Source organism: Sediminibacterium sp. FW305-C-269, from assembly GCF_058231045.1.
Genome location: NZ_JBIQXQ010000002.1, coordinates 401,512 through 426,150 on the forward strand (window position 1 = coordinate 401,512; position 24,639 = coordinate 426,150).

Below are 24,639 nucleotides of genomic sequence, written 5' to 3' on the forward strand. Positions count from 1 at the left end.
TTGTTATGAGCTTTCTTGCAGAATACTGGTGGATATTGGTAGCCTTGCTGATCCTGTTCACCGGCCTGGTTACGGTTAACCAGGGAACCATTGCGGTGATCACCATGTTTGGCAAATACCGTCGCGTTTTACGTCCCGGATTGAATTTTAAAGTGCCCTTGATAGAGCAGGTGTTCAAGACCGTGAGTATCCAGAATCGTTCGGTGGAACTGGAATTCCAGGCGGTTACGCTTGACCAGGCCAATGTGTATTTTAAAAGCATGTTACTGTACTCGGTGATCAACCAGGAAGAAGAGACCATCAAGAACGTGGCTTTCAAGTTCATCAGCGAGAAAGACCTGATGCAAGCCCTGATCAGGACCGTAGAGGGCAGTATCCGGGGCTTCGTAGCCACCAAAAAGCAGGCAGAGATCCTGTTACTGCGCCGGGAGATCGTTGAGTTTGTGAAAGAACAGATCGACCAGTCGCTGGAAAGCTGGGGCTACCATTTGCAGGACCTGCAGATTAATGATATCACGTTCGACCAGCTCATCATGGAGAGTATGAGTAAAGTGGTGGCCAGTAATAACCTGAAAGCCGCTGCAGAGAATGAAGGGCAGGCATTGCTCATTACCAAGACCAAAGCTGCTGAAGCAGAGGGTAATGCCATCAAGATATCGGCCAATGCCGAAAAAGAAGCGGCCCGTTTGCGTGGACAGGGTGTGGCTTTGTTCCGTGAGGAAGTGGCCAAAGGTATGAGCCAGGCCGCTGAACAGATGAAACAGGCCAACCTGGATACAAATGTGATCCTGTTCAGTATGTGGACAGAAGCCATCAAGAATTTTGCAGAAGTGGGCAAGGGCAATATCATCTTCCTGGATGGCAGTCCGGAAGGCATGGAGAATAACATGCGCCAGATCATGGCTATGATGAAGATGAAAGAGGCGGGTAGGTGAGGATTGGGGTGGTTAGAATAGTTAAAAGGGTTAAAATAGTTAAAAAGTTATGGTGGCTGTTTACTACAGCCACTTTTTGTTGACGGGATGTGTAAAAGCTTTCCTAAAAAGCAGCTCTTGGGCATATTTATTCACAACCATACTGTTCTTTTGTAGAAGCATCTAATTTTAGCTTCACCTAAACTTATTACAGATGTTCGATCTGCTCCAGGTAGATACCCTTCAGAAAGCGGCGGCGGCCATACCGGCAGCGGCGGAAAAAATATCCTTATGGGCACTTTTGGAAAAAGGCGGATGGATCATGTATCCGCTGTACCTGCTGTTCGTAGGTGCCGTGTTCGTATTCATAGAACGCCTGATCGCCATCCGGAAAGCTTCCCGCATAGAGGCTAATTTCATGAACATCATCCGCGATAATATCATCAGCGGCAATGTGGCGGCGGCCCGTAACCTGGCAAAAAATACGAATAACCCGGTGGCCCGTATGATCGATAAGGGACTGCAGCGTATCGGTAAACCCATCGATGCCATCGAAAAAAGCATGGAGAACGTGGGTAAACTGGAAATGTATACTATGGAGAAAAACCTCTCCATCCTTTCGCTGATCGCCGGTATTGCACCTATGTTCGGTTTTCTGGGAACCATTGTTGGTATGATACAGCTGTTCTATGGTATCGCCAGCTCGGGACAGTTCACACTGAATGACATTGCAGGAGGTATCTATGTTAAAATGATTACATCCGGTACCGGCCTGATCATTGGGTTGCTGGCGTATATCGGTCATAATGCATTAACCACCCAGATAGATAAGACGGCCAATAAGATGGAAGCTGCCAGCGCAGAGTTTATGGATATTTTGCAGGAACCTACACACTAATTAATAGTCACATGAATATAAGGAAACGATTAAAGTCTCATCCCGAAGTGCACACCGGCGCGCTGAATGATATCCTGTTCATCCTGCTGTTGTTCTTCCTGATCGTTTCTACCCTTGCCAATCCCAATGTGATCAAGGTCTCCAATCCCAAAGCCAAAAGTGACACCAAATCGAAACAGACGGTTGTCATTACGGTAGACAAAGACCAACATTTGTTCCTGGCCCAGAAGCCCATTACCATTGATGCTCTGGAAGAAGAGTTGAAAAACTACCTGGCCAAAGAAACCGATAAACCTTCGGTAGTGATCAATGGTGATAGTACTGCGCATCTTGGTACCGCTATCCGAGTGATGCAGGTGATCAAGAAATTAGGCGCAACGCCGGTGATGGCAGTGGATAATGGCGGTCAGAAATAGAGCCAGGTATCCCTCATATTATCATGTGGTAACAACAGTTCAATCGGTAGCCTTTTACAGTGAGGCTTTGATCATCCGGTCTTTTCCCTGCAGGTCTTTTCTGAGTTCGGTTGTGTAGCCTTCCTGTTCGTACAGTGAAACGGTCTCTTTTCCCAGCGCTTCATTGATCTCTAAAAAGATGGCGCCGCCCTTGCTAAGGTGTGTTTTGCCGAAAGCGGCTATCTTACGATAAAATACCAGCGCATCTTCATCCGGTACGAACAAGGCAAGTGAGGGCTCAAAATCCAGCACATGTTTTGCCATAGAAGATTGCTCTGATTGTTTGACATAGGGGGGATTGCTCACGATCACATCGAACACCGGCAGTTCTGGCCAGTTGTGTTCCTCCAAAAAATCGAACTGTTGAAAATGGACACCTGCATCAAGCATGGATGCATTTTTTCTGGCAACGCTCAAAGCCGAATCGCTGATATCGATGGAACTGACAGTGTACTGCGGCAGTTTCTTTTGTAAAGCGATCGGGATACAACCGCTGCCACTGCCGATATCGAGAATGTTGCGTGTTGTGTTTCTGCTGTCTGGCTTCCCGCATTCGGCTACGATCCATTCTACGAGTTCCTCCGTCTCAGGTCTGGGTATCAATACGGACTCGTTCACAAAGAAACGCATACCGGCAAACCAGGCTTCGCCGAGTACATATTGAACGGGCCGGTGGGTCTGCAATTCGCCAATGATCTGTTGCAGGCGGATCACCTGTTCTTCCGGCAGAGCAGCCTGTTTGTTGATCAGCCGGTCGATCCTTTTTTGTCCGGTGACCTGTTCCAATACCCAATCGCAGATATTGGCCGCTTCACGGTTATCGTACAATAAGGCCAGTTGGGCAAGGATATCTGTTTGTGCCTGGATAAGGGTCATGCTGCAATGTTAGCACCATTTGGTTATTTTTGCCAATTCTCTATGCAGGATAATCACCAGATATATATGCACCGTTGCCTGGAACTGGCCAGGATGGGGGCAGGTTCCGTAGCTCCCAACCCTATGGTGGGGGCTGTACTGGTGTATGAAAACCGTATCATCGGTGAAGGATATCACCGGCAATATGGTGGTCCGCATGCAGAAGTGAACTGTATCGATAGTGTACATGATAAGGATCTGTCGCTGATCCCATTATCTACCCTGTATGTGTCCCTGGAACCCTGCGCTCATTTTGGTAAAACGCCTCCCTGCAGCGACCTCATCATACGTAAAAAGATACCCAAAGTAGTGGTAGGGTGCCGAGATCCTTTTCCGGAAGTGGATGGTAAGGGTATTGACAAACTGCGCCGGGCAGGGGTGGATGTGATCTGCGGGATAATGGAACAGAACTGTCTTAACCTGAATCGCCGGTTCTTCACTTTTGTAATGGCCAGGCGGCCTTATGTCATTCTTAAATGGGCGCAAACTGCCGACGGATTTATTGCCGGGGATAGCAAAGACCGTTTGCTGATCAGTAATGATTATACTAATCGCCGGGTACACCAATGGCGCAGTGAGGAAGCGGCGATACTGGTTGGAACCGATACAGCGCTGCAGGATGATCCTTCACTGACCAACCGGTTATGGACAGGGGGGAGCCCGGTTAGAATGGTGATAGACAGAAACCTGCGTTTACCTGCCAGCCTGAAACTGTTTGATCGGCAGCAAAGGACGATTGTGATCAATACGGTGAAGGCTGAAGAGAAAAAAAATCTTAGTTACCATAAGATCCCTGCCGCAGCGGATACCGTTGAGGCCGTATTGTCCATAGCTTTTCAGGAAAATCTGCAAAGTATCCTGGTTGAGGGCGGTGCCGGCTTGCTGCAATCTTTTATCGACAAAGGCCTCTGGGACGAGGCCCGGGTTATTACCAACCCACTACTTACCATAACGAAAGGACTGCCATCTCCCGTATTAAAAGAATATCTACCCAAACAAACAGAAAAGATAGGAATAGATATCCTATCCACCTATACCAGTATCCAGCATCCAGTATCCACTATCCAGCACCCAGCATCCAGTAACAACTAACCCATTCCATCATGCTATACCTCATCGGCAGTATCATACTCACCAGTTATCTCACTTTGGCATTCAAGGTCTGTGAGCGTTACCGGGTAAGTATTTTCCAGGCCATCGTATTCAATTACATCACCTGCGTGATCACGGGCTCCGTGTTCAATGGGTCTTTTCCTATTAATGAAGAAGTGGTGCAGACGCCCTGGTTCCACTGGGCCCTGGTAATGGGGGTATTGTTTGTGTCTATTTTCAACGTGGTGGGCCTGACGGCTCAGAAGATCGGTGTGGCAGTAGCTTCCGTGGCCAATAAATTATCATTGATCATACCCGTTGTGCTATCGGTCTACCTGTACAGGGAAACGGTGGCCGGATGGAAGCTGGCAGGGGTATTACTGGCGTTGGTGGCAGTGGTACTAACCTGTTACCCAACCCGGAAATCATCGGGTAGTGACAGGCATCCATCGCATAAAAAATGGGAATACCTGTTGCCATTGATCCTTTTCATCGGCAGCGGTTTGCTGGATGCACTGATCAATCATGTACAGAAGACCTATGTAGCGGATGAGAACTACAATGCTTACCTGATCAGTGGATTTGTTTCGGCTGGATCGATCGGCATTACGGTTTTGCTGATACAATATGCCCGTGGCAAACAGGTGTTCTCTTACAGGAACGTGTTGGCAGGTGTACTGATCGGTATTCCGAACTATTTTTCCATCTGGTGCCTGGTACGGTTCCTGAAAGAGAGCCCCTGGCAAAGCAGTGCCAGCATACCAGTGAACAATATGGGTATTGTGCTGTTCAGTTCGGTGGTGGCCTGGTTACTGTTCAAGGAAAAACTATCCAAATGGAACTGGGCGGGGATCGCGTTATCTTTGCTGGCCATTTACCTGATCGCATTTGGTGATTCCTTATGAGTGAACCTGATTATTTCCTGACCATCGAAAAAACGGCAATGGCCGAGTACAAAGACCGGGGCAGCAAGTTCCTGGCCTTTGTGTACCCGGTACAGACGCTGGAAGATTGTAAGCAAAACCTGCTGTTGCTGAAAAAAGAACATCCCAAGGCCGTGCATCACTGTTTTGCCTACCGGCTGGGTTGGGAGGGAAACCAGTTCAGGGTAAGCGACGATGGAGAGCCCTCGGGAACAGCCGGACGACCCATTTTAGGTCAGATCGATAGTAAACAGCTTACCAATATCCAGGTTATCGTAGTGAGATATTTCGGAGGCACTTTACTGGGTGTTCCGGGGCTGATACAGGCTTACAAATCAGCTACTGCCATGGCGCTGCAACTGATCCCGATCGTACAAAAACCGATAGAGGTGTTCTACGAGCTGCATTTTGATTATACCCTGATGAATGATGTGATGATGGTGGTGAAACAAACCGGCTGCAGCATTGCCTCCCAGGAAATGCAGTTGTTCTGCCTGCTCCGGGTCGGTGTTCCCAAAGCCCGCCTGGATGAGGTTTTGTATAAACTCAATGATATCCGTGGCGTAGAGATATCGCCGGTGATAAAAAAATAAAAGCCTCTCAGGCTTTGCCAGTGAGTTTGTACACGCAGAACCCCACAATTTCTTTGATCAGGAACGCCCAATCATATAAAAGACTTGCATCTGGAGCAATAGTATTGATAACTGTTTCCCGTACTGGGATTTCTCTGTAATCGCATGGGAAGGGCAGCACCTGGAACCGGGCATGGTTGAATACACTCACAGAACGTTTCATATGCTGGGCAGAAGTGATCAATACAAAGGGTGGCTGTAAGTGCAAAGAATCTGTGAGTTGTTTGGTATATACCGCATTTTCATAGGTGTTCCTGGAACGGCTTTCCATGATGATATCTTCGGCTTTCACACCATTGGCTACCAGTTGCGCCTGCAGATAAACGGATTCCGCCGGCTCTTTCTGAAGCAAACTTCCCGTTCCCCCGGTGACGATGATCTTTTTGATGATACCCTGGTGATACAAATTGGCGGTCTGGATAAAACGGTCGGCGCTGGTTCCAAAATAGCCCCTGTCGTTTTTGTCGTAGCCGGCCATGCCTCCTAACAAGATACCTGCTTCATAGCTTTTGTTAGCAGGCAGATCCACCGGTGCTGGTTGCCAGGCAAGATTGGCTTTCCGGTGTAAATAAGGATTGGTGAAGACGACCGCAATCAATATCGCCATGATCCCCAGATTCTTTTTCCATTTTGCATTACGGACAACCAGTCTTAGTAACAGCAACAGCACGATCCACCAGAAAGGGATGAGCAGGAAGTACAAAACTTTGGACAGGACAAAAAACATACACCGTGTTTTGGAAAAGATAGCATATTCTTACCAGAATAACAGAACCGCGTCTTTGCGTGACACCTGATCGCAAAGACACGGTTCTGTTATTCGGATGAAACTTATTTTGTAAAGGCTTTGCTTACCACCAGCTCTTTGCTTCCCGCGGTATAGCTGTAGAAACCTTCCCCGCTCTTCACCCCAAGTTTACCGGCAGTTACCATATTCACGAGCAAAGGGCAGGGGGCGTATTTGGGATTGCCGAATCCCTGGTATAGTACGTTCAGGATACTCAGGCATACATCCAGGCCAATAAAATCAGCTAACTGCAAGGGACCCATGGGATGTGCCATGCCAAGTTTCATCACGGTATCGATGGCTTCAACACCAGCCACACCTTCATACAGGCTGTAAATGGCTTCGTTGATCATTGGCATCAATATCCGGTTTGCAATAAAGCCGGGGTAATCATTCACCACACAGGGAACCTTCCCCAGTTCCTTACTCAGGCTCACAATGCTATCCGACACTTCTTTTTGGGTAGCATAGCCATTGATGATCTCCACCAGCTTCATGACCGGGACTGGGTTCATAAAATGCATACCGATCACTTTCTCCGGACGCTGTGTGGCCGCAGCTATCTTTGTGATGGAAATGGAAGAGGTATTGGTGGCAAGTATGGTATGCGCTGGTGCGGCTTCGTCCAGTTGTGCAAAGATCTTGAGTTTCAGCTCCACATTTTCTGTGGCGGCTTCCACCACCAGGTCGGCATTTGCTACTCCTCTTGTCAGGTCGCTTTGGGTGGTTAGGTTGGCCAATGCCTGTTTTTTCTGTTCAGCGGTAAGTGTACCCTTGGTCACCTGCCTTTCCAGGTTCTTTTCGATGGTCTGTATCGCTTTTTCAAGCTGCATCACATTCACATCCACCAGGGTGACCGTAAATCCTGACTGGGCAAATACGTGGGCGATTCCATTTCCCATGGTGCCCGCACCGATGACGGTGATATTTTTCAATGACATGCTGATAGGTTTGGTTTGGCAATCGTTTCAGGCAAAGGTAAAAGGCCGGACATTCATATTGGGGGTTTATTCCAAAAGAATTTAAGGTGTAGCGTGTTGGCAGCCACTCCCATATAGCGGCAGATCGACTTTATTTTTTGCTCTTGAAATCACCCCGTTTCCAGGCTTTGATGAAGTCTGCCCATGCGGCAGGGTTCAGGATGTTCATGGGAGGCACCTGGCCACTATAATAGGCTTTGGTGGCCTGCTGGCGCAGTTGATAATTGATGGCTTCCTTGCCATCGGCCGGCAAACTGTTCAGGAGTATCCGGCGCTGAGCCTCATCGGTATTCTTACGGGCGGTTTCGTAGAGGTCATCCGCCACTTTGTTGTTGACGAAATCACGTTCAAACTGTTCGCGGGTAGGGCGGGGTTTCAGGATGGTGGCTGGCAGATAGGCGGTGTCGCTCACCAGCAGTTGAATCACACTGTATTGATTACCATCCAGGTTATGCGGTATCTGGATGCTCCGGTTCTTGAAACCGATACTGGAAAAAGTGATGCGGTCGCCCTTCAGCACCGCAATGGAGAATACCCCATCGTAGCTGGTAATGGTACCCCGACCCTTTCCTTCCACGATCACACTGCAGGAAGGGATGCCCTGGAGACTGTCTGCCGTCATCACAACCCCATACAACTGTACCACTGAATCGCGGTAGGGGCTGACCTGCTGGGCCCAGCCCTGCTGTGCAAAAAGCAATGTTACCAGTAAAAGAAGGTATTGTAACGGTTTCCTCATTCGGCTCAAAAATACAAAGCGTTTGTACACAAAATTCACCATCCGGGCCCCTTTAATCCGGGGGACTTACTATTTCCAACAAAGTAAGGGCGCCAACTGTTAACTTTGCAACCTGAATTCTTTTTTAACAAAAACTTTCGTGATGACAGAAGCAGATATACTGAAGGCGCTGAGTAACGTGCAGGAGCCCGATCTGGGCAAGGATCTCGTAACGCTGAACATGGTAAAAGACATCAGCATTAACGGTAATGAGGTAAGTTTTACCATTGTATTAACCACCCCCGCCTGTCCAATGAAGGATATGATGCGTACGGCCAGTGAAAATGCCATTAAACTACTGGTGAACAAAGCCGCTGTTGTGCAGGTGAATTTTACAGCCAATACATCCACCACACGTAAAGACAACCAGCAGGTGCTTACGGGTGTAAAAAATATCATTGCTGTGGTGAGTGGTAAAGGAGGGGTAGGTAAGAGTACCGTATCGGCCAACCTGGCCCTGGCCCTGGCCGAAGGTGGCGCCAAAGTAGGGTTAATGGATGCAGATATTTATGGTCCCAGTGTGCCCATCATGTTTGGGGTTCGGGGTGAGCGGCCGATGATGAAGGAAGTAGATGGGAAAGGCATGATCGTTCCCCTGCAGAAATACGGTATCAGTCTGATCAGTATCGGCCTGCTGGTAGATGAAAAGAATGCCGTGGTTTGGCGTGGACCCATGGCCAGCAGCGCTATCCGGCAGTTTATTACCGATGTGGATTGGGGCGAGCTGGATTATCTGGTGATTGATATGCCCCCAGGTACCGGCGATATTCATCTTACCTTAATGCAGACAGTACCTGTAACCGGTGTAGTAATCGTTACCACACCACAGAACGTGGCACTTGCCGATGCCAAAAAAGCGATCGCCATGTTCGGGCAGGCACAGATCAATGTGCCCATTATCGGACTGGTGGAGAATATGGCCTATTTCACCCCGGCCGAGTTACCGGAAAACAAATACTACCTGTTTGGTAAAGAAGGCGGCAAACGCCTGGCTGAAGAATATGAACTGCCTTTCCTGGGTCAGGTGCCATTGGTGCAATCCATCCGCGAAGGCGGAGATAGTGGCGTACCAGCCATGGTAGGCGATGATGCGGTGAGCCAGCAGGCATTCCGGACCTTTGTATCTGCCGCTGTACGCAATATCGCCATGCGTAATGCCAATATGCCGCAAACACAAGTGATACAGGTGGTACAGTAACCGGCTTCACTTCTTTGTGCATCTATACTTGCGACGCTCCGTTCATCATCCTGTAATGAACGGAGCTTTTTATTTGATACCTTAGTGAATTCCCATAAAGTATCTAACTGTGTTATCTGTCACCTGTTAAAACTTACTACTGAAAACCCATAACATATAACCTATGTATAACCTTCCTCATTTTAAAGAAAAAGATCCTGCCGTAGTTCTCCAATTCATGAAACAGCATTCATTTGCCGCACTGATCTGCGTGGATGCGACGCAAAAACCAGAGGCCACACAGATCCCTTTTTTATTTGCGGAGAGGGAGGGACAGTTGTATTTGCGTGGTCATATCATGAAAGGTACCGACCATCACAAAGCGCTGGAACAGAACCAGCAGGTGTTGGTATTGTTCACCGGGCCGCATGCATATGTAAGCGCCAGCTGGTATGAAAACAAACAGCAGGCTTCTACCTGGAACTATATGACGGTTCATGCCTATGGTGAGCTTGTTTTTCTAACTGAACCGGAACTGCTGGAAATACTCGATGAAACCACCAGTTTTTACGAGAATAATCCTGCATCACCTGCATTGTATAAAGAAATGGAACCGGCTTATGTGATGCGGTTAGCAAAAGCCATCGTTGCTTTCGAGGTAAGGGTTACTAGGCTGGAACATGTGTTTAAACTGAGCCAGAACCGCGATCTGAAAAGCTATGACAATATTTTGGCTAACTTGGAAGCAGGTGATCCGGGTGCGCAGGCCGTGGCACGGGAAATGCGTAAAAGAAAAGATCAGCTGTTTGATTGATGAAAACATTTGCAGCACTACTACTGACTTGTTCATTAACTGCCTGCACAGGCGGTTTGAAAACACAACGTTTGGAAGTGAAAAATTTCGATAAGCAGGGCCATCGTGGCTGTCGCGGACTGATGCCGGAGAATACCATTCCCGCTATGCTGCACGCCATTGACCTGGGAGTTACCACGCTGGAGACAGATGCCGTGATCACAAGAGACAAGCAGGTGATACTCAGTCATGAGCCTTTTTTCAATCACGAGATCAGTACAAAACCTGATGGTACACCGGTTAGCGAAGGGGAAGAGAAAAGTCTCAATATTTATCAGATGCAGTATGCTGAGATAACAAAATACGATGTAGGGCAAAAGCCCCATCCCCGTTTTCCGAAGCAACAGAAACTGCCGGTACACAAACCGTTGTTGTCAGATATGATCGATTCGGTAGAAACCTATTGCCGGATTCATAAAAAAACACTTCCCCAGTATAACATAGAAACCAAGAGTCAGCCTGCCACGGACGGACAGTACCATCCTGAACCTGCCGAATTTGTGGAATTGCTGGTGGGTGTGATCAACCAGAAGGGTATTACCGACAGGGTGATTATCCAGTCTTTCGATCCGCGAACACTGCAATACCTCCATGGAAAATATCCTCATATCAAAACAGCATTACTGGTGGAAGAGGAGGATGCCCAACCTTTTGCCCGGCAGTTACAGCATCTTGGGTTTATACCAACAGTGTACAGTCCGGCGCATACACTGGTAACACCCTTGCTGGTAAAACAATGCAGGGATGCAGGTATTGGTCTGATACCCTGGACCGTGAACGATCTCACGCGGATCAAGGCGTTGAAGAAAATGGGCGTTACAGGTGTGATAACAGATTATCCCGATTTATTTCTACAATGGTAGTGGATAGTTTATAATAACATAATTGCGCAGACATTGTGATTTTTTGAATGCAATGACACAGAAATAGTATCAGTTGATATTGTCTATAGCCCGGACTGTAAACCAGGATTTAAAAACCTATGGTAAATTCTCACGACTGCATTATACAATTCTCTAGAAAGATAACCGGTACTGTGGTTGCGGGGATGCTGGCTTTAAGACTTGTAAACTTTCAGGCTGGAAGCCTGGGGATAGGCGTCACTCGGTGGAGCCAAGCGACTACTTCAGAAATATTGATGCGTTTGCTCTGAATACAGGAGCCGGAAAGATACAGTGGCAGGTTTTTTGAGGCAACTTTACTACATTTAGTTTCCAGGGATTGTCTGTTTGCATAGCCTGACAATATCTGTATCCCATCCTGTTTGTAGTTTCCTGAAAGTAGTGGGATCACATAACCCCATAAAACGAAAAATCAAAATGGCTAAAGTAACCAAGAAAGAATTATCGTCGTCACAACGAGAAGAACTCTTCCACATACTCAGAACCCGTTTTGAGAAAAACATGGATCGTCATAAAGGTATAAGCTGGGCAAAAGTGCAGGCTAAACTGGAAGCCAGCCAGGAGAAGTTATGGTCATTGAATGAAATGGAAAATACCGGTGGTGAGCCGGATGTGGTAGGCTATGATAAAAAGGAAGACGTCTACATTTTTTTCGATTGTTCGGCAGAAAGTCCTGTAGGCCGCCGGAGCTGCTGTTATGACTCTGCCGCACTGGAAGCGCGGAAAGAACACAAACCCAAAAACAGTGCTGTTGAAATGGCAACCGAAATGGGCGCGTCATTACTAACCGAAGCACAATACGGGGAACTGCAAACAAAGGGGAAGTTTGACACCAAGACTTCCAGCTGGATACAGACGCCATCTGCCATCAGAAAACTGGGTGGCGCTGTTTTCTGTGATCGCAGATACGATACCGTCTTTCTCTATCACAACGGAGCGGATTCTTACTATGCCGCCAGGGGATTCCGTTGTTCGCTCACTGTATGATGATGACATAGAAATGACACTTGCCGCCCATTCTTAACATAGATTAATGTATGGAGGAGGAAGCTATTGTTAACTTTGTAATACAAAATCAAGATCATGTCAATTAAAAAAATAGAAAGAGTCATTGCACCCGGAGGAACGCATTTTGTGGGCGATGGTTTCCGTGTACATAACATCATTCCGGGTAGCCAGGGTTTGAGCATGCAACGGATGAGTCCTTTTATCATGCTCGATTATAATTCGCCCTATCATTTTCCGGCCAGCGATATACCAAGAGGGGTTGGGGTACATCCGCACCGTGGTTTTGAAACGGTTACCATTGCTTATAAAGGAAAAGTAGCGCACCACGACAGCAGCGGTGGCGGTGGTGTGATCGATGAAGGAGATGTGCAATGGATGACCGCGGCTTCGGGAGTATTGCACAAGGAATTTCATGAAAAGGAATGGAGTAAAAAAGGCGGACTGTTCCAGATGGTTCAGTTATGGGTAAATCTGCCGGCAAAAGATAAAATGTCGAAACCCAAGTACCAGGCATTGGCCAACAAAGACATCGGCAGGGTCTTCCTGGAAAACAATAAGGGTGAAATAGAAGTGATCGCAGGTGCATATGGAGGTATGAAAGGTGCGGCTGCTACTTTTACCCCGGTACACCTGCTGAATGTAAAACTGAAACAGGGCGGACAGGCAGATTTTAGTTTTCCGGCCAACTACAATACGGCTGCGCTGGTGTTGGAAGGTAATGTCACTATCAATGATACTTATCGGGTTGCCACAAATCACTTTGCATTGTTTGCCAATGAAGGGGAACAGTTTACTCTTATAGCGGATGAAGATGCAGTAGTGTTGGTGTTAAGCGGAGAGCCCATTCAGGAGCCGATTGCCGCCCATGGTCCGTTTGTAATGAATACACAGCAGGAATTGCTGCAGGCTTTCAATGATTATAACGCCGGTAAGTTCGGTTACCTGGAAGATTAAGGGGTATTCAATACATAAAAAGGTGGTCTGCTAAAGACCACCTTTTTATTATGTTCACCTTGGATCGATGATTTATAAAGCCAGATCAAAACGATCCAGGTTCATCACTTTGGTCCAGGCCGCAACAAAGTCATGTACAAACTTCTCTTGTGCATCTTCACAGGCATATACTTCAGCCACTGCGCGCAGTTCGGAGTTTGAGCCCAGGATAAGATCTACCCGGGTACCTGTCCATTTTCGCTCACCGCTTTTACGGTCTGTTCCTTCAAAAATATCCTGTGAGCCCGCAACAGCGCTCCATTTGGTGCCAAGGTCAAGCAGGTTCAAAAAGAAATCATTGGTCAATGTTTCAGGGCGTTTGGTGAACACACCGTGCTGCGAGTGATCATAGTTGGTATTCAGTACACGCATACCTCCGATCAGAACGGTCATTTCCGGTGCTGTCAGGGTAAGCAGTTGTGCTTTGTCTATCAACATCTCTTCTGCAGAAGCTGCTGAACGGTTCTTTTTATAGTTACGGAAACCATCGGCTACGGGTTCCAGCACTGCAAAGGACTCTACATCGGTTTGTTCCTGCGATGCATCTGCACGTCCGGGAGTGAAAGGAACTTTCACATCATGACCGGCATTTTTAGCAGCCTGCTCAATGGCGGCAGCGCCACCCAGTACGATCAGGTCGGCGAGTGATACCTGCTTGCCACTCTGCGCACTATTGAATTCTTTCTGAATCTTTTCCAGTGTATCCAGCACTTTCGACAGTTGCGAAGGATTGTTCACTTCCCAGTATTTCTGTGGAGCCAGTCGGATGCGGGCACCATTGGCACCACCGCGTTTGTCTGAACCACGGAAAGTGGATGCAGAAGCCCAGGCGGTCGTTATCAGTTCCGATACGGACAATCCGCTGGCCAGTAATTTACCCTTCAGGGCAGCGATATCTTTTTCGTCGATCAGCTGATGTGTTACAGCCGGGATCGGGTCTTGCCAGATCAGTTCTTCAGCAGGTACTTCAGGTCCGAGGTAACGGGAACGAGGCCCCATATCGCGATGGGTAAGTTTGTACCAGGCACGCGCAAATGCATCTGCAAACAGGTCGGGGTTCTCATGGAAACGTCTTGAAATACGTTCGTAAACCGGATCCACCCGCAATGCCAGGTCTGTGGTCAGCATGGTTGGCGCATGACGTTTAGACGGATCATGCGCATCAGGTACAGAATCGGCTCCCATACCATGTTTGGGTTTCCATTGATGCGCGCCGGCAGGACTTTTGGTCAGCTCCCATTCGTAGCCGAACAGGTTCCAGAAAAAGTTGTTACTCCATTTGGTAGGAGTGGTGGTCCAGGCTCCTTCCAGACCGCTGGTGATGGTATCGCCGGCATTACCGGTACCAAAACTGTTCTTCCAGCCAAGGCTCTGCTCTTCAATAGGCGCTGCTGCCGGTTCACGACCCACATACTTGCCGGGATCGGCGGCACCATGTGTTTTACCAAAAGTGTGACCACCGGCAATCAGTGCCACGGTCTCTTTATCATTCATTGCCATACGGCCAAAGGTTTCGCGGATATCGCGTGCTGCAGCCAAAGGGTCGGGATTGCCGTTAGGGCCTTCGGGGTTCACATAGATCAAACCCATTTGTACGGCAGCCAGGGGATTCTCCAGGTCTCGGTCGCCGGTATAACGTTTGTCACCCAGCCACTCGGTCTCAGAACCCCAGTAAATATCTTCTTCAGGTTCCCATACGTCTTCACGTCCGCCTCCAAAACCGAAGGTCTTGAAGCCCATCGATTCAAGGGCGCAGTTGCCGGCAAGGATCATGAGGTCGGCCCAGGAGATCTTCTTGCCATATTTCTTTTTGATGGGCCAAAGCAGTAAACGTGCTTTATCAAGATTGGCATTATCGGGCCAGCTGTTCAGCGGTGCAAAACGCTGTGTACCGGAACCGGCACCGCCACGGCCATCATGGATACGGTAGGTTCCCGCACTGTGCCATGCCATACGGATAAAGAAAGGACCGTAATGACCATAGTCGGCAGGCCACCAGTCCTGCGAATGGGTCATTAGGTCAAAAAGATCTTTTTTCACTGCATTCAAATCCAGGCTTTTGAATTCTTTGGCATAGTTGAATGACTTGTCCATTGGATTAGACAGAGAAGAATTCTGCCGGAGAATATTCAGTTTCAGCTGGTTTGGCCACCAGTCGCGGTTACCGGTACCGCCGCCTGCCGTTTTTTTCATGCTGCCACCAGAGAACGGGCACTTGCTTTCGCCATTATTGTTCGCTGATGTGCTTGGATGTTCGTTATTTCCCATATTGTATTGTTTTGTGAATTTTATGGCTAAAAGAAATTGATCGAGGTTCAGATTGACCCGAATGGCGGTTACATAACCGGGGAGTAAAGATAAGACAAAGACTTTTCATTGTGATCTTCTTCATTCAGTTGAATAACACCCTATAACAAGTATATGAATGGATTGTTTTCGTCAACAGTCATTTTTTGACTGTGAGTGCCTAGTCTGTGAGTTTTTTGTGTAAATAACCTATTTCAGCTTGGCTTAAATAAAAAGTTAACAGAATGATAAGAGTATTGTATCAGGGAAGTGATGCTGGAAAGCTTTTCAGATGGGTATTCTTCAGTCCTGTAATCCGGATGTTTTAACAGGGTTGTTCACTTAGCTGTTTAACAACTTAGGTTTTGCATTGGCGATTATTTGCTGCAACTTTGCACCTGGCTATGGCCTGTCTCATCAGGCTTCATCTGTATCACCGGGCCGACCACTTACCCTGAATGGTTGCATTATGAAAAAGATCATCATCACTCTCGACGGCTACTCATCCTGCGGAAAAAGTACCCTGGCCCGCCAGCTGGCCAATGAACTGAATTATGTGTTTATCGACAGTGGGGCCATGTATCGGGCTATTACTTTATACTTCCTGCGGCAGCATGTTGACTGGCGTCATGAGAAAGAAGTACACAAAGCATTGGGAGAGATCACACTCGATTTTCAATACAATGAACAATCAGGTCAAAGCGATATGTTCCTGAATGATGAGAATGTAGAAGCTTTGATCAGGGATATGCTGGTGAGTGAGCATGTAAGTGAAGTAGCTGCTTTGAAGGAAGTGCGCGAATTCGCTGTGGCGCAGCAGCAGCAGATGGGGGCCAAAAAAGGTATCGTAATGGATGGGAGAGATATCGGTACTGCCGTTTTCCCCAATGCAGAATTGAAAATATTTGTAACAGCAGATCCGGCCATACGGGTCGAGAGAAGATTCAAGGAACTCTATGCCAAAAATCCTGCTATTACCGTGGAAGAAGTGAAGACCAACCTCGAAATGCGTGATTACATCGATAGCAACCGGGAATTCAGTCCGCTGAGAAAGGCCGAAGATGCGGTAGAACTCGATAATACCAAGCTTACCCGCGACGAGCAACTGGCCATCGCCCTGCAATGGGCCAAAGAAAAAATAGGCAATTAGGTACGGTCATTTACAGCTCATTGCCGGTTTCAAATAAGATCTTAAACCGGTTACGATCCAGGTTGTCTGCGGTTAACCGGAATTGTATTTTGCTGAATCCCTGTTTCTGACGATTATCTGAAAACTCTGCCCTTTGCGACCCGTTGGTGCTGCTAAATCGTTTTCCCTGACTGATGGGCAGGAACAGTTCTACCAATTTGGAAAAAGCCATCTCAGCTTCCAGCTGGTTCTCAAATTCGAACCAGAGTTTTACATCAAATACCTGTTCGCCCCTGGCATCAGCAAAATGGCGGCAATAAAATTCAAGTTTGCCATTTACAAAAGCAGCAGCAAAATAAGGGTGTTTGTTAAATACGAACGTATGTATTTCAATACGGTTGCCCGTATTCGTACCCGTGTGGGTAGTGCCTGTGGTAAACGCTTTGTTGTTGAAGGAAGGGATATGGTCCTGAAGAAAAGCAGTGACCGAAGTATCCGGCTGGCCGGTATAAATATTAAAAAACAGTTGTTGTGTGAATCCGTTTATGGTGTTTGTCTGTGCATGAACAGCCTTGTTCAGTAAACAGCTCAGAACCAGGATGGTTGCACATTTAGCTAAGCGGAAAGGAGTTTTCACAGAAACAAATTAAGCCTTTTCCCGGATTGATCGGTACCGTTTCGGATCGATCAATAGGTCGTGGTCATATTCTCGGGAACGCAAATGATAAAATCAGCCAATCCTTTGTTCTCCTCAAGTAGGGTAGCCACTTCTTTTTGCGATACGGTAGTGATAGTGCCTATTTTCAGTCCTGGTTGTTTGTGTTTCAGGTACCAGCCAATGCCTTCGTAATTGTTGGAGTGGTAGGAGCCGTTGTAATGGATGAACAGGCTGCCGGCTTTGTGGTATTGCAGGATGAAATAAGCCATGGTAGCGTCTTTGATAGCTTGTGCTTTAGGCAGATTGGCTCCGCCATGACCACCCATCATTTCGATCATTTTTTTATACCCAGGCAGTTCTGCATCGTAGGCGATCGGAAGTGGAGCAATCCATTGTTTTTCGCGGGAGCTCAGCGTATCTAATGCTTCAAAACCTCCTTTAGCCACCATCGATGCATATTTACGAGGCACGTTGGTAGCGGCAAAGGCAAGCTGGTTAGTTTTGGCAAAATTGACCAAGGGGGCATAATCGGTATTGTAATTTTTCCATAAACGTGCCATGGAATCAAGTCCTTTTGCCTTGATTTTCCCCTGGAGGTAGAGGTCCAATGCTTCCTGGTTATCCTGTTCAAACATTTCTGCACCCAGTACCAGATCCCTTTTTTCTTTCAGTGAGGTGGTTACTTCCAATTGCAGCCAGTGGGCAATCGGGTTGTTATGATATTCTCCGAACAAAACGATGTCTTTTTCTGCCAATACCCGGATCATCTTGTCGTAACTTACTTTTTTGCCCTTGGCATTATAAAGGATATAGGCAGGTTTCTGCTGAGCGGAACCCAGGGTTCCCAAACATACACAGGCGATCAGTATAAACAGTTGTTTCATATGGCGTAGTTGAAGGCTAGAATCGGGTTGACAGACCATCAGTAACTGGTGTACATCCTGTACTATTCACTGATGATTCTGTTTTTACAAAGATATGTGCGAAATGATTCCAACCATTGTGCCTAAAAGCTTTAGCCCTGCCATCATATACAGATGGCAGGGCTAAAGCTATCCTGACCGGCTTGGTTATTTTGTGGGTAAACCGCTGATCAGTTTTGCCTGTTTCTGGGCCCGTAAAGCCAGTTCTGTGGCCAGGAAACAATGTTGCTGCGACATGGCGGTTTCGGTTCGGTTCACCACATCGTTCACAAACTGTTCGCCAAAAGGCAGGGGTTCTTTGTTACAATCGATGTATTGCGTCTCTTTCTGGGTGACGAGGTACAGGTGGTTTCCTCCATTGTGGCCGCTGGCGATATCTATGTTTTTGCGGATCTCAATATAACCCTCCGTCCCGAGTATGGTAAGTCTTCCATCGCCCCAGCTGTTCAGTCCGTCTGGTGTGAACCAGTCTACCCGTATATATCCCGTACCGCCGTTTCCATGCAGCATCACATCTCCAAAATCCTCGAATGCAGGGTACTGTGGGTGGTTCATATTGCCGACCTGGGAAGCTACAATTTCTGCCTGGGTGCTTCCTGTAAAAAACAAGTATTGATCAAACTGGTGCGAGCCTATATCGGTGATGATGCCGCCAAAACGTTTTTTGTCGAAGAACCAATCAGGTCTTGATTTTGGGTTCATACGGTGTGGCCCCAGGCCAATGGTCTGTATGACTTTGCCAATGGCTCCGGCTTTCACCAGTTCTCCCGCTTTGATGGTGGCCCGGTTTTCGAAACGCTCACTGTACATGATGGAATAGATACGCGCGGTTTCTTTCTGCACCCGGCGTACTTCGGCCAGTTGTTCCAGCGTAATGATACCGGGCTTGTCTACCATATAATCTTTCCCGTGTTTCATTACTTCTACACCAAGCGGTGCCCGTTCATCCGGTATGCCGGAACTCAGGATTACCTGGATGCTATTGTCTTCCAGGATCTCTTTAGCACTAGCCGCCACTTTGGCCTGAGGAAACTGTTTGGTGAAACCTGCCAGCAGGTCGGCTTCCTTGGCATATACCGATACCAGTTGTCCGCCGCCCCTGATCACCGCCTGCACCATGGAAAAGATATGGCTGTGGTTGATATTAATTACTGAGAAACGGATCTTCGGCTCGGCGCTGAATCCGGCTATTGTTTTTTTGGGCAGGGAAGAAAGTAATAACAGGCCACTGGCAGTTGTTGCTGTATTTTTCAGGAACCTGCGTCGGTTGGCATAAGTATGTTTCATATGGTTCATTTTCGTTCATTTAAGTTAGGTCTATGAACGGTGTTGAACCTTATTTATTCACGTTTTATTTGCGAAAACGTTGTAGCATGCCGGATGTATTACAGCAATACCTCACAATAGTAGCCGATGGAGGTCAGCAGGTTAATGATCTCTGTTACACATACCTGGTCGGCCTCTATTCGTAAGATCCTGTCGCAATCAGACAGGTCAAAGTTGATCCTGCCTTTGGGATAGAGGTCACGCAAACGTGCAATGATCCTGGCAGACTCGCCGGTTTCTTCTACATTGGTTTTAAAAACTTCTACCATACAATTATCTGATACAGGTATGTCATGATTTCTCGACCTGTTTTTTCAGGTTCTGTAAACTGGTCTGTAGGTCTTTGCCCAGCGCCCGGGAGAGATTGAACAACAGGTGAAAAAGACACATCACATAATTCCTGGTGCCGCTGAATGTCCAGGTAACTTCCGTTTGCCCGCTACCGGCCGTCTGGGTCAGCAGCGAAGAAACAGCAATGCCTGAAAAGGGTTTGATGAAGCGGATCTCGTAATCGATGCGATCCCCTTCCATGATCTGTTTGATCTCCTGTTCACCTTGTCCCACCTGTTTCATATCGCTTTTCCAGCGATAGATAAAGCCGGCTGTGCCATCAGTGCCTGAGAATTCTTTCTGCAGGTTGGGATCGGTCATCACCCATTTATTGTAGTTCTCTGCATTTCTCAGCAGTTTCAGGTAAGTGAATACTTCGTTCAGGGGTTTGTGGATCAGTATTTTTTCTTCGATTGTAAATTTTTTGTCCATAAAAGCCGCAGCACTAAGCGGTATGGCCAAGATGGCCAGGATCACTAAGAGGATTAGCATAGGTAATGGTTAGGTGTGGTAAATGTATTTCAAATGTAGTTTTTTTAAATAGAAGCCATTGGGGGCAAAAACGACTTTGTGAAGGCTGAATGCGACAGGGAGCGATGAGTAATGAGTGAATGAGTGGGTGAGCGGATGAGTGGATGGGGTTTAGGCGGTTTTTCTTTTGCGCCATTTGACGAGTTCGAACCAGATTACGGATATGAAACCGATGGTGATGCTGATGAGCAATTGGGAGGTATGCAATGGTTCAAATTGGAAAAACTGTGCCAGCGGGTGTATGAAAAGCAGCGAACCGGTGACTGCAACGGTAATACCGATAATAAGGAATACCAGGTTGTTTCGATAACTGAGTGTGGTAAGAACGGAATAATAGAAAGAACGGTTAACAAGTGTCAGGAATATATTGGCGCTGATCAGTACGGTGAATACCATGGAGCGGGTGATGGCTTCGCTACTTCCTTCCCGAACGGCATATTGGTAAACAAACAGCGTGCCTACGGTGATCATCAGACCTTGCAGGATACTGGTAGTCAGTTCTTTCCAGTTAAAAAATGTGTTGGAGAAGGGTCTGGGTTTTTGCAGCATGGTATTCTGTTCCATAGGTTCATTCTCATAAATGATCGAACAGGTAGGTCCCATGATAAGTTCCAGGAAGATCACATGTACCGGCGAAAAAATATTTGGGTATACCCATCCCAATGCAAGTGGAAGGAAAACGGTCAGCACAATGGGAATATGTATGGAAATGATGTACTGTATCGCTTTTTTCAGGTTGGTATAAATGCGTCGTCCCATTGCTATGGCTTTTACCATACTGGATAGATCGTCTTCCAGCAGGATCAGTGATGCCGATTGTTTGGCAATCTCCGATCCTTTTTTACCCATGGCAATACCGATATGCGCTGCTTTCAGGGCAGGACCGTCATTTACGCCATCTCCTGTCATGGCTACGATTTCCTGCTGTTCTTTCAGGGCATTGATGATCCGGAGTTTGGCTTCGGGAAACATGCGGGTGAATAGCTGTGTGTTTATGACGGTCTCACGCAGTTCTCGGTTGCTGAGTTTCATCAATGCTTCACCGCTGATGCTGGTATCATATCCCTTAAAACCAACTTCCCTGGCTATGGAACAGGTGGTTGCTGCATTATCGCCGGTGACAATTTTTACGGATATGCCTGCCGCATAAAAATCCTGCAACACTTGTGAAATATTCTTTTTGGGAGGATCATGAAAAGCCACCAATCCTTTGAATTGGAAACGCAATTCCTGCTGGGTAACCGGAAAATCGGGTCCTGAAAAATAAGCTTCCGCAACACCCAGTATGCGATAGCCCTCTTTTGCCATTTTTTCAATGGCATCCTCCACCTGCTGTTGTTCTGCTTCAGACAGATGGGAAAGTGCTGTTACTGCTTCCGGTGCACCTTTTGCCGCAATAATCCGCTGACCATGCTGGTTCTCAAAAATATGTGTCATCATCGGTGGCATTCCATCCAATGGATATTCGTGGATGATGCCAAAAAGAGGACGTTCGTCCTCTTCCGGTAAGTTGGCGTATGCCTGGTGTAAGGCCAGTTCCATTGGATCGAACGGAATGGGTTCGCTGGCCCACATAGCCAGTCTAACGAGTTCTTTCTGTTCCGGTTCGGTGATGTTATCCGTGTCCAGCATCTGTTGACTGGCCAGCGTAAATGTTTTGGCCAGGCTCATCTTGTTCTCTGTAAGTGTACCGGTTTTATCGGTACAGATCACGGTGGCACTGCCCAGGGTTTCTACCGTTTTCATCTGTTTTACAAGAATGCCCATTTTCATGAGTCGCCAGGCACCCAGTGCCATAAACGTGGTAAAAGCTACCGGGATCTCTTCGGGTAAGATGCTCATGGCCAGCGTAAGTGCCTTGAGCAGACTGTCGAGCAGCAGTTGCGATTTCACAAAATTGATAGCCCATACAACGAGAAAAACGAGTGCACCCACCACCACCATTTTTTTTACAAAATGGCTGATCTGTTTTTCCAGTGGAGTAGCTTCCTCTTCGATACTATCCAGACTCTTGCCGATATTGCCCAGCGCTGTATCGTTGCCAATGGCATGAATGATGATGATGGCAAGTCCGCTGGCTACGGTTGTGCCGCTGTATACGGTCTTGTCTTCCCTGGATGCGTCCTTATATACCGGTAAGGATTCGCCTGTCAGGATCGATTCGTTCACAGAAAAATCATTGGAATGGATGATGGTGCCATCCGCAGCTACCAGGCATCCTTCTTCTATCAGCAGGTAATCGCCAATCACCAATGATTCTGTGGGTATTTCCCTGATCTCTCCGTTGCGGATTACTTTTGAGTTGGGCTGTGTCAGGCTCTTCAGTTTTTCCAGGGCATTACGGCTTCTGGAATCCTGGTATAGGGAAATGGCGGCCACCAGTACAATAGCAGAAGCAAGAAAAATGGCATCGCCTGTTTGTCCGCTGATCAGGTAAATAGAGGATGCCGCCAGCAAAAGGATCACCATGGGTTCCCTGACCAGGCTTTTGATCGCATCCGTAAAACCGTTCTCTTTTTTGAAAGCCAGTTTGTTCTGCCCATGTAACTCCCTTGCACGGAGCACTTCCTCATCTGTTAAACCGCTGATCTGGAAATTGTTGACAGACATGCAAATAGTATTGGTGATACTGAATCAGTGGAGGTAAGTTACAGAAATATGTGTTTGCCGTACATGACAATTGTCAGGCGAGTGGTACAGACCGGCGGAAATGCGCTGATCAGTGCTTAAAATCATGATCTGGCATGACAAATGTCAGTCGGCAGGCTGGTATCCCGTAATAACTTTGACTCAGCAAATAACAGCAGACTTCATCTATACTGATTTTGGATAAACCGGAACGATGAGTGAACAAAGAAACCGCCTCAGTACTGAGGCGGTTTCTTTGTTGTTATGGTAGTTTTACAATTGGCTGCTGAACAGGTCAACTGCTGCTTCCACTGCATAAAAGCCGGCCAGTTTGCGGATCACTTTTTCTACTACAGCATCCGGGCAACTGGCCCCGCTGGTGATGAGGATGCGTAAAGGTGTTTTCTCCGGCAGGTAATACCTGATGGTGCTTAATTCTTTGGTACGCCAATTCCGGTGCTCAATGGTTGTGGCATCGAGTAACCTGTCGGCAGAATCGATAAAATAGGTGGTGAGTTGATGCTCGCAAAGCTCTACCAGGTGTGAGCTGTTACTGCTGTTATGCCCGCCGATCACGATGGCGATATCGGCATCGGTATCCAGCATGCCGGTAACTGCTGTCTGATTATCATTGGTGGCATAACATAAGGTGTCCCTGGTGTCTGCAAAACGTTCGCTGATGGTTTCTGCGGTGAGCTGGTATTTGCGTATGAACACAGATTTTAGGTAATCGGATATCGCCTGTGTATCGCTGGCCAGTTGCGTGGTTTGGTTCACAACACCGATCTTCTGCAGGTCGCGGGTAATATCAAACCCTTTTGAATAACGGCCCTTGAATTCGATGTAAAAATCTTCTGCCGGTTTTTCCCCGGTAATATATTGGGCCAACGCGATGGTTTCTTCCATATCATTCACCACTACCGTAGGTGTATGCGAGGATGCATGTGAAAAAGTGGCACGTGTCTCTTCGTGTTTAGGTTTGCCATGCACCACTATGCTGTAGCCTTTTTCTGCGATCTGTTCACTGCGGTTCCACACTTTCTCCACGAAGGGGCAGGTGGTATTGTATTGGGCTGTGGGTATGCCTTTATCCTGCAGCATCTTTTCGATTTCCAGGGTAGTGCCGAAAGCAGGAATGATGACCACATCCTCGCTGGTTATCTCTTCAAAAGGGATAACCTGTTTGCCATAAGTGTCTTGCAGGAACTGGACACCACGTTCTGCGAGGTCCTTGTTTACCTGAGGGTTGTGTATCATCTCACTTAACAGGAAAATGCGTTTGCCGGGATTGGATTCGATTGTATTGAAAGCGATCTCGATCGCATTTTCCACTCCATAACAAAAGCCAAAATGCCTTGCCAGATAAATATGCAACGGCCCCAGGTTCATCAAAGTAGGGGTGAAATCCTTTTTCAGTTTGTCTTCCTGTTTTCTTTGCTGTTTGATGGCGCTGATCAGCGGGCTGCGGTATATATTGGGAACTTTGAATTGCTTCATGGTACTGCAAAATTAGGGAGTTCG

24 protein-coding genes are annotated in these 24,639 nt (G+C 47.4%); 12 read left to right on the forward strand and 12 right to left on the reverse strand.

The window, feature by feature from the left end:
* Nucleotides 1–5: 5 nt before the first annotated feature.
* The 3 genes from ACH3Y6_RS07080 (at nt 6) to ACH3Y6_RS07090 (ending at nt 2,228) form a co-directional block, all read left to right on the forward strand.
* The gene (locus ACH3Y6_RS07080) at nt 6–935 is read left to right on the forward strand and encodes an SPFH domain-containing protein (protein WP_490834894.1); all 930 of its coding nucleotides are present in this window, start codon (nt 6–8) and stop codon (nt 933–935) included.
* A gap of 193 nt (nt 936–1,128) precedes the next feature.
* Complete coding sequence (locus tag ACH3Y6_RS07085; protein WP_490834895.1) at nt 1,129–1,812, forward strand: MotA/TolQ/ExbB proton channel family protein; 684 nt, start codon at nt 1,129–1,131, stop codon at nt 1,810–1,812.
* 11 nt (nt 1,813–1,823) lie between these two features.
* Nucleotides 1,824–2,228: an ExbD/TolR family protein gene (locus tag ACH3Y6_RS07090; RefSeq protein WP_490834896.1), complete on the forward strand. Its 405-nt coding sequence runs from the start codon at nt 1,824–1,826 to the stop codon at nt 2,226–2,228.
* Between the two features lie 54 nt (nt 2,229–2,282).
* On the opposite strand, the gene prmC is transcribed toward ACH3Y6_RS07090, so the two are convergent.
* Nucleotides 2,283–3,143 (reverse strand): peptide chain release factor N(5)-glutamine methyltransferase, encoded by an 861-nt coding sequence (gene prmC, locus ACH3Y6_RS07095; RefSeq protein WP_490834897.1) that lies wholly within the window; start codon nt 3,141–3,143, stop codon nt 2,283–2,285.
* Nucleotides 3,144–3,185: 42 nt separating this feature from the next.
* Between prmC and ribD the strand changes: the two genes are divergently transcribed.
* Genes ribD through ACH3Y6_RS07110 form a run of 3 tightly spaced genes read left to right on the forward strand, consistent with a single transcriptional unit; the run spans nt 3,186 to nt 5,790 of the window.
* Nucleotides 3,186–4,274 (forward strand): bifunctional diaminohydroxyphosphoribosylaminopyrimidine deaminase/5-amino-6-(5-phosphoribosylamino)uracil reductase RibD, encoded by a 1,089-nt coding sequence (gene ribD / locus ACH3Y6_RS07100; RefSeq protein ID WP_490834898.1) that lies wholly within the window; start codon nt 3,186–3,188, stop codon nt 4,272–4,274.
* Nucleotides 4,275–4,285: 11 nt separating this feature from the next.
* Nucleotides 4,286–5,179, forward strand: coding sequence for an EamA family transporter (locus ACH3Y6_RS07105; protein ID WP_490834899.1), 894 nt, complete (start codon nt 4,286–4,288; stop codon nt 5,177–5,179).
* Nucleotides 5,176–5,790, forward strand: coding sequence for an IMPACT family protein (locus ACH3Y6_RS07110; RefSeq protein WP_490834900.1), 615 nt, complete (start codon nt 5,176–5,178; stop codon nt 5,788–5,790). The genes ACH3Y6_RS07105 and ACH3Y6_RS07110 overlap by 4 nt, the downstream gene beginning before the upstream one ends.
* Before the next feature lie 7 nt (nt 5,791–5,797).
* Here the strand turns inward: ACH3Y6_RS07110 and ACH3Y6_RS07115 are convergent, their stop codons facing one another.
* From ACH3Y6_RS07115 to ACH3Y6_RS07125, 3 genes are all read right to left on the reverse strand, one after another.
* Nucleotides 5,798–6,556: a YdcF family protein gene (locus tag ACH3Y6_RS07115; protein WP_490834901.1), complete on the reverse strand. Its 759-nt coding sequence runs from the start codon at nt 6,554–6,556 to the stop codon at nt 5,798–5,800.
* 104 nt (nt 6,557–6,660) lie between these two features.
* Entirely contained in the window at nt 6,661–7,557 is an 897-nt protein-coding gene (locus tag ACH3Y6_RS07120; RefSeq protein ID WP_490834902.1) for a 3-hydroxybutyryl-CoA dehydrogenase, read from the reverse strand.
* A gap of 130 nt (nt 7,558–7,687) precedes the next feature.
* The gene (locus ACH3Y6_RS07125; RefSeq protein ID WP_490834903.1) at nt 7,688–8,335 is read right to left on the reverse strand and encodes a carboxypeptidase-like regulatory domain-containing protein; all 648 of its coding nucleotides are present in this window, start codon (nt 8,333–8,335) and stop codon (nt 7,688–7,690) included.
* 142 nt (nt 8,336–8,477) lie between these two features.
* Between ACH3Y6_RS07125 and ACH3Y6_RS07130 the strand changes: the two genes are divergently transcribed.
* From ACH3Y6_RS07130 to ACH3Y6_RS07150, 5 genes are all read left to right on the forward strand, one after another.
* Nucleotides 8,478–9,572, forward strand: a complete 1,095-nt coding sequence (locus tag ACH3Y6_RS07130; RefSeq protein ID WP_490834904.1) for an Mrp/NBP35 family ATP-binding protein — start codon at nt 8,478–8,480, stop codon at nt 9,570–9,572.
* 163 nt (nt 9,573–9,735) lie between these two features.
* Nucleotides 9,736–10,365, forward strand: a complete 630-nt coding sequence (locus ACH3Y6_RS07135; RefSeq protein WP_490834905.1) for an FMN-binding negative transcriptional regulator — start codon at nt 9,736–9,738, stop codon at nt 10,363–10,365.
* 77 nt (nt 10,366–10,442) lie between these two features.
* Entirely contained in the window at nt 10,443–11,267 is an 825-nt protein-coding gene (locus ACH3Y6_RS07140) for a glycerophosphodiester phosphodiesterase (protein WP_490835454.1), read from the forward strand.
* A gap of 456 nt (nt 11,268–11,723) precedes the next feature.
* A complete protein-coding gene (locus ACH3Y6_RS07145; protein ID WP_490834906.1) occupies nt 11,724–12,293 on the forward strand; it encodes a DUF4256 domain-containing protein in 570 nt (189 codons plus the stop codon).
* A 96-nt stretch (nt 12,294–12,389) separates the two neighbouring features.
* Nucleotides 12,390–13,268 carry a pirin family protein gene (locus ACH3Y6_RS07150; protein WP_490834907.1) on the forward strand — a complete coding sequence of 293 codons (879 nt, stop codon included), beginning with the start codon at nt 12,390–12,392 and terminating at the stop codon, nt 13,266–13,268.
* A gap of 72 nt (nt 13,269–13,340) precedes the next feature.
* On the opposite strand, the gene katG is transcribed toward ACH3Y6_RS07150, so the two are convergent.
* On the reverse strand, nt 13,341–15,575 hold the full coding sequence (katG, locus tag ACH3Y6_RS07155) for a catalase/peroxidase HPI (protein ID WP_490834908.1): 2,235 nt from the start codon (nt 15,573–15,575) through the stop codon (nt 13,341–13,343).
* Nucleotides 15,576–16,062: 487 nt separating this feature from the next.
* Between katG and cmk the strand changes: the two genes are divergently transcribed.
* Nucleotides 16,063–16,743, forward strand: a complete 681-nt coding sequence (gene cmk / locus ACH3Y6_RS07160) for a (d)CMP kinase (RefSeq protein ID WP_490834909.1) — start codon at nt 16,063–16,065, stop codon at nt 16,741–16,743.
* A 10-nt stretch (nt 16,744–16,753) separates the two neighbouring features.
* Here the strand turns inward: cmk and ACH3Y6_RS07165 are convergent, their stop codons facing one another.
* The 7 genes from ACH3Y6_RS07165 to ACH3Y6_RS07195 form a co-directional block, all read right to left on the reverse strand.
* On the reverse strand, nt 16,754–17,359 hold the full coding sequence (locus ACH3Y6_RS07165) for a hypothetical protein (protein ID WP_490834910.1): 606 nt from the start codon (nt 17,357–17,359) through the stop codon (nt 16,754–16,756).
* A gap of 50 nt (nt 17,360–17,409) precedes the next feature.
* On the reverse strand, nt 17,410–18,264 hold the full coding sequence (locus ACH3Y6_RS07170) for a ChaN family lipoprotein (protein WP_490834911.1): 855 nt from the start codon (nt 18,262–18,264) through the stop codon (nt 17,410–17,412).
* Between the two features lie 186 nt (nt 18,265–18,450).
* Nucleotides 18,451–19,590 carry a Gfo/Idh/MocA family protein gene (locus ACH3Y6_RS07175; RefSeq protein WP_490834912.1) on the reverse strand — a complete coding sequence of 380 codons (1,140 nt, stop codon included), beginning with the start codon at nt 19,588–19,590 and terminating at the stop codon, nt 18,451–18,453.
* 98 nt (nt 19,591–19,688) lie between these two features.
* The gene (locus ACH3Y6_RS07180) at nt 19,689–19,898 is read right to left on the reverse strand and encodes a hypothetical protein (RefSeq protein WP_490834913.1); all 210 of its coding nucleotides are present in this window, start codon (nt 19,896–19,898) and stop codon (nt 19,689–19,691) included.
* A 22-nt stretch (nt 19,899–19,920) separates the two neighbouring features.
* Nucleotides 19,921–20,451 carry an SRPBCC family protein gene (locus ACH3Y6_RS07185; protein ID WP_490834914.1) on the reverse strand — a complete coding sequence of 177 codons (531 nt, stop codon included), beginning with the start codon at nt 20,449–20,451 and terminating at the stop codon, nt 19,921–19,923.
* Nucleotides 20,452–20,601: 150 nt separating this feature from the next.
* Nucleotides 20,602–23,100: a cation-translocating P-type ATPase gene (locus tag ACH3Y6_RS07190; protein WP_490834915.1), complete on the reverse strand. Its 2,499-nt coding sequence runs from the start codon at nt 23,098–23,100 to the stop codon at nt 20,602–20,604.
* Between the two features lie 291 nt (nt 23,101–23,391).
* Nucleotides 23,392–24,615, reverse strand: a complete 1,224-nt coding sequence (locus tag ACH3Y6_RS07195; protein ID WP_490834916.1) for a 4-hydroxy-3-methylbut-2-enyl diphosphate reductase — start codon at nt 24,613–24,615, stop codon at nt 23,392–23,394.
* Between the last annotated feature and the right edge of the window lie 24 nt (nt 24,616–24,639).

What these genes read in the sequence shown, in the direction of transcription:
- ACH3Y6_RS07080 (WP_490834894.1), top strand. Translation starts at nt 6, where the DNA reads ATGAGCTTTCTTGCAGAATACTGGTGGATATTGGTAGCCTTGCTGATC.
- ACH3Y6_RS07085 (WP_490834895.1), top strand. Translation starts at nt 1,129, where the DNA reads ATGTTCGATCTGCTCCAGGTAGATACCCTTCAGAAAGCGGCGGCGGCC.
- ACH3Y6_RS07090 (WP_490834896.1), top strand. Translation starts at nt 1,824, where the DNA reads ATGAATATAAGGAAACGATTAAAGTCTCATCCCGAAGTGCACACCGGC.
- prmC (WP_490834897.1), bottom strand. Translation starts at nt 3,143, where the DNA reads ATGACCCTTATCCAGGCACAAACAGATATCCTTGCCCAACTGGCCTTA.
- ribD (WP_490834898.1), top strand. Translation starts at nt 3,186, where the DNA reads ATGCAGGATAATCACCAGATATATATGCACCGTTGCCTGGAACTGGCC.
- ACH3Y6_RS07105 (WP_490834899.1), top strand. Translation starts at nt 4,286, where the DNA reads ATGCTATACCTCATCGGCAGTATCATACTCACCAGTTATCTCACTTTG.
- ACH3Y6_RS07110 (WP_490834900.1), top strand. Translation starts at nt 5,176, where the DNA reads ATGAGTGAACCTGATTATTTCCTGACCATCGAAAAAACGGCAATGGCC.
- ACH3Y6_RS07115 (WP_490834901.1), bottom strand. Translation starts at nt 6,556, where the DNA reads ATGTTTTTTGTCCTGTCCAAAGTTTTGTACTTCCTGCTCATCCCTTTC.
- ACH3Y6_RS07120 (WP_490834902.1), bottom strand. Translation starts at nt 7,557, where the DNA reads ATGTCATTGAAAAATATCACCGTCATCGGTGCGGGCACCATGGGAAAT.
- ACH3Y6_RS07125 (WP_490834903.1), bottom strand. Translation starts at nt 8,335, where the DNA reads ATGAGGAAACCGTTACAATACCTTCTTTTACTGGTAACATTGCTTTTT.
- ACH3Y6_RS07130 (WP_490834904.1), top strand. Translation starts at nt 8,478, where the DNA reads ATGACAGAAGCAGATATACTGAAGGCGCTGAGTAACGTGCAGGAGCCC.
- ACH3Y6_RS07135 (WP_490834905.1), top strand. Translation starts at nt 9,736, where the DNA reads ATGTATAACCTTCCTCATTTTAAAGAAAAAGATCCTGCCGTAGTTCTC.
- ACH3Y6_RS07145 (WP_490834906.1), top strand. Translation starts at nt 11,724, where the DNA reads ATGGCTAAAGTAACCAAGAAAGAATTATCGTCGTCACAACGAGAAGAA.
- ACH3Y6_RS07150 (WP_490834907.1), top strand. Translation starts at nt 12,390, where the DNA reads ATGTCAATTAAAAAAATAGAAAGAGTCATTGCACCCGGAGGAACGCAT.
- katG (WP_490834908.1), bottom strand. Translation starts at nt 15,575, where the DNA reads ATGGGAAATAACGAACATCCAAGCACATCAGCGAACAATAATGGCGAA.
- cmk (WP_490834909.1), top strand. Translation starts at nt 16,063, where the DNA reads ATGAAAAAGATCATCATCACTCTCGACGGCTACTCATCCTGCGGAAAA.
- ACH3Y6_RS07170 (WP_490834911.1), bottom strand. Translation starts at nt 18,264, where the DNA reads ATGAAACAACTGTTTATACTGATCGCCTGTGTATGTTTGGGAACCCTG.
- ACH3Y6_RS07175 (WP_490834912.1), bottom strand. Translation starts at nt 19,590, where the DNA reads ATGAAACATACTTATGCCAACCGACGCAGGTTCCTGAAAAATACAGCA.
- ACH3Y6_RS07180 (WP_490834913.1), bottom strand. Translation starts at nt 19,898, where the DNA reads ATGGTAGAAGTTTTTAAAACCAATGTAGAAGAAACCGGCGAGTCTGCC.
- ACH3Y6_RS07185 (WP_490834914.1), bottom strand. Translation starts at nt 20,451, where the DNA reads ATGCTAATCCTCTTAGTGATCCTGGCCATCTTGGCCATACCGCTTAGT.
- ACH3Y6_RS07190 (WP_490834915.1), bottom strand. Translation starts at nt 23,100, where the DNA reads ATGTCTGTCAACAATTTCCAGATCAGCGGTTTAACAGATGAGGAAGTG.
- ACH3Y6_RS07195 (WP_490834916.1), bottom strand. Translation starts at nt 24,615, where the DNA reads ATGAAGCAATTCAAAGTTCCCAATATATACCGCAGCCCGCTGATCAGC.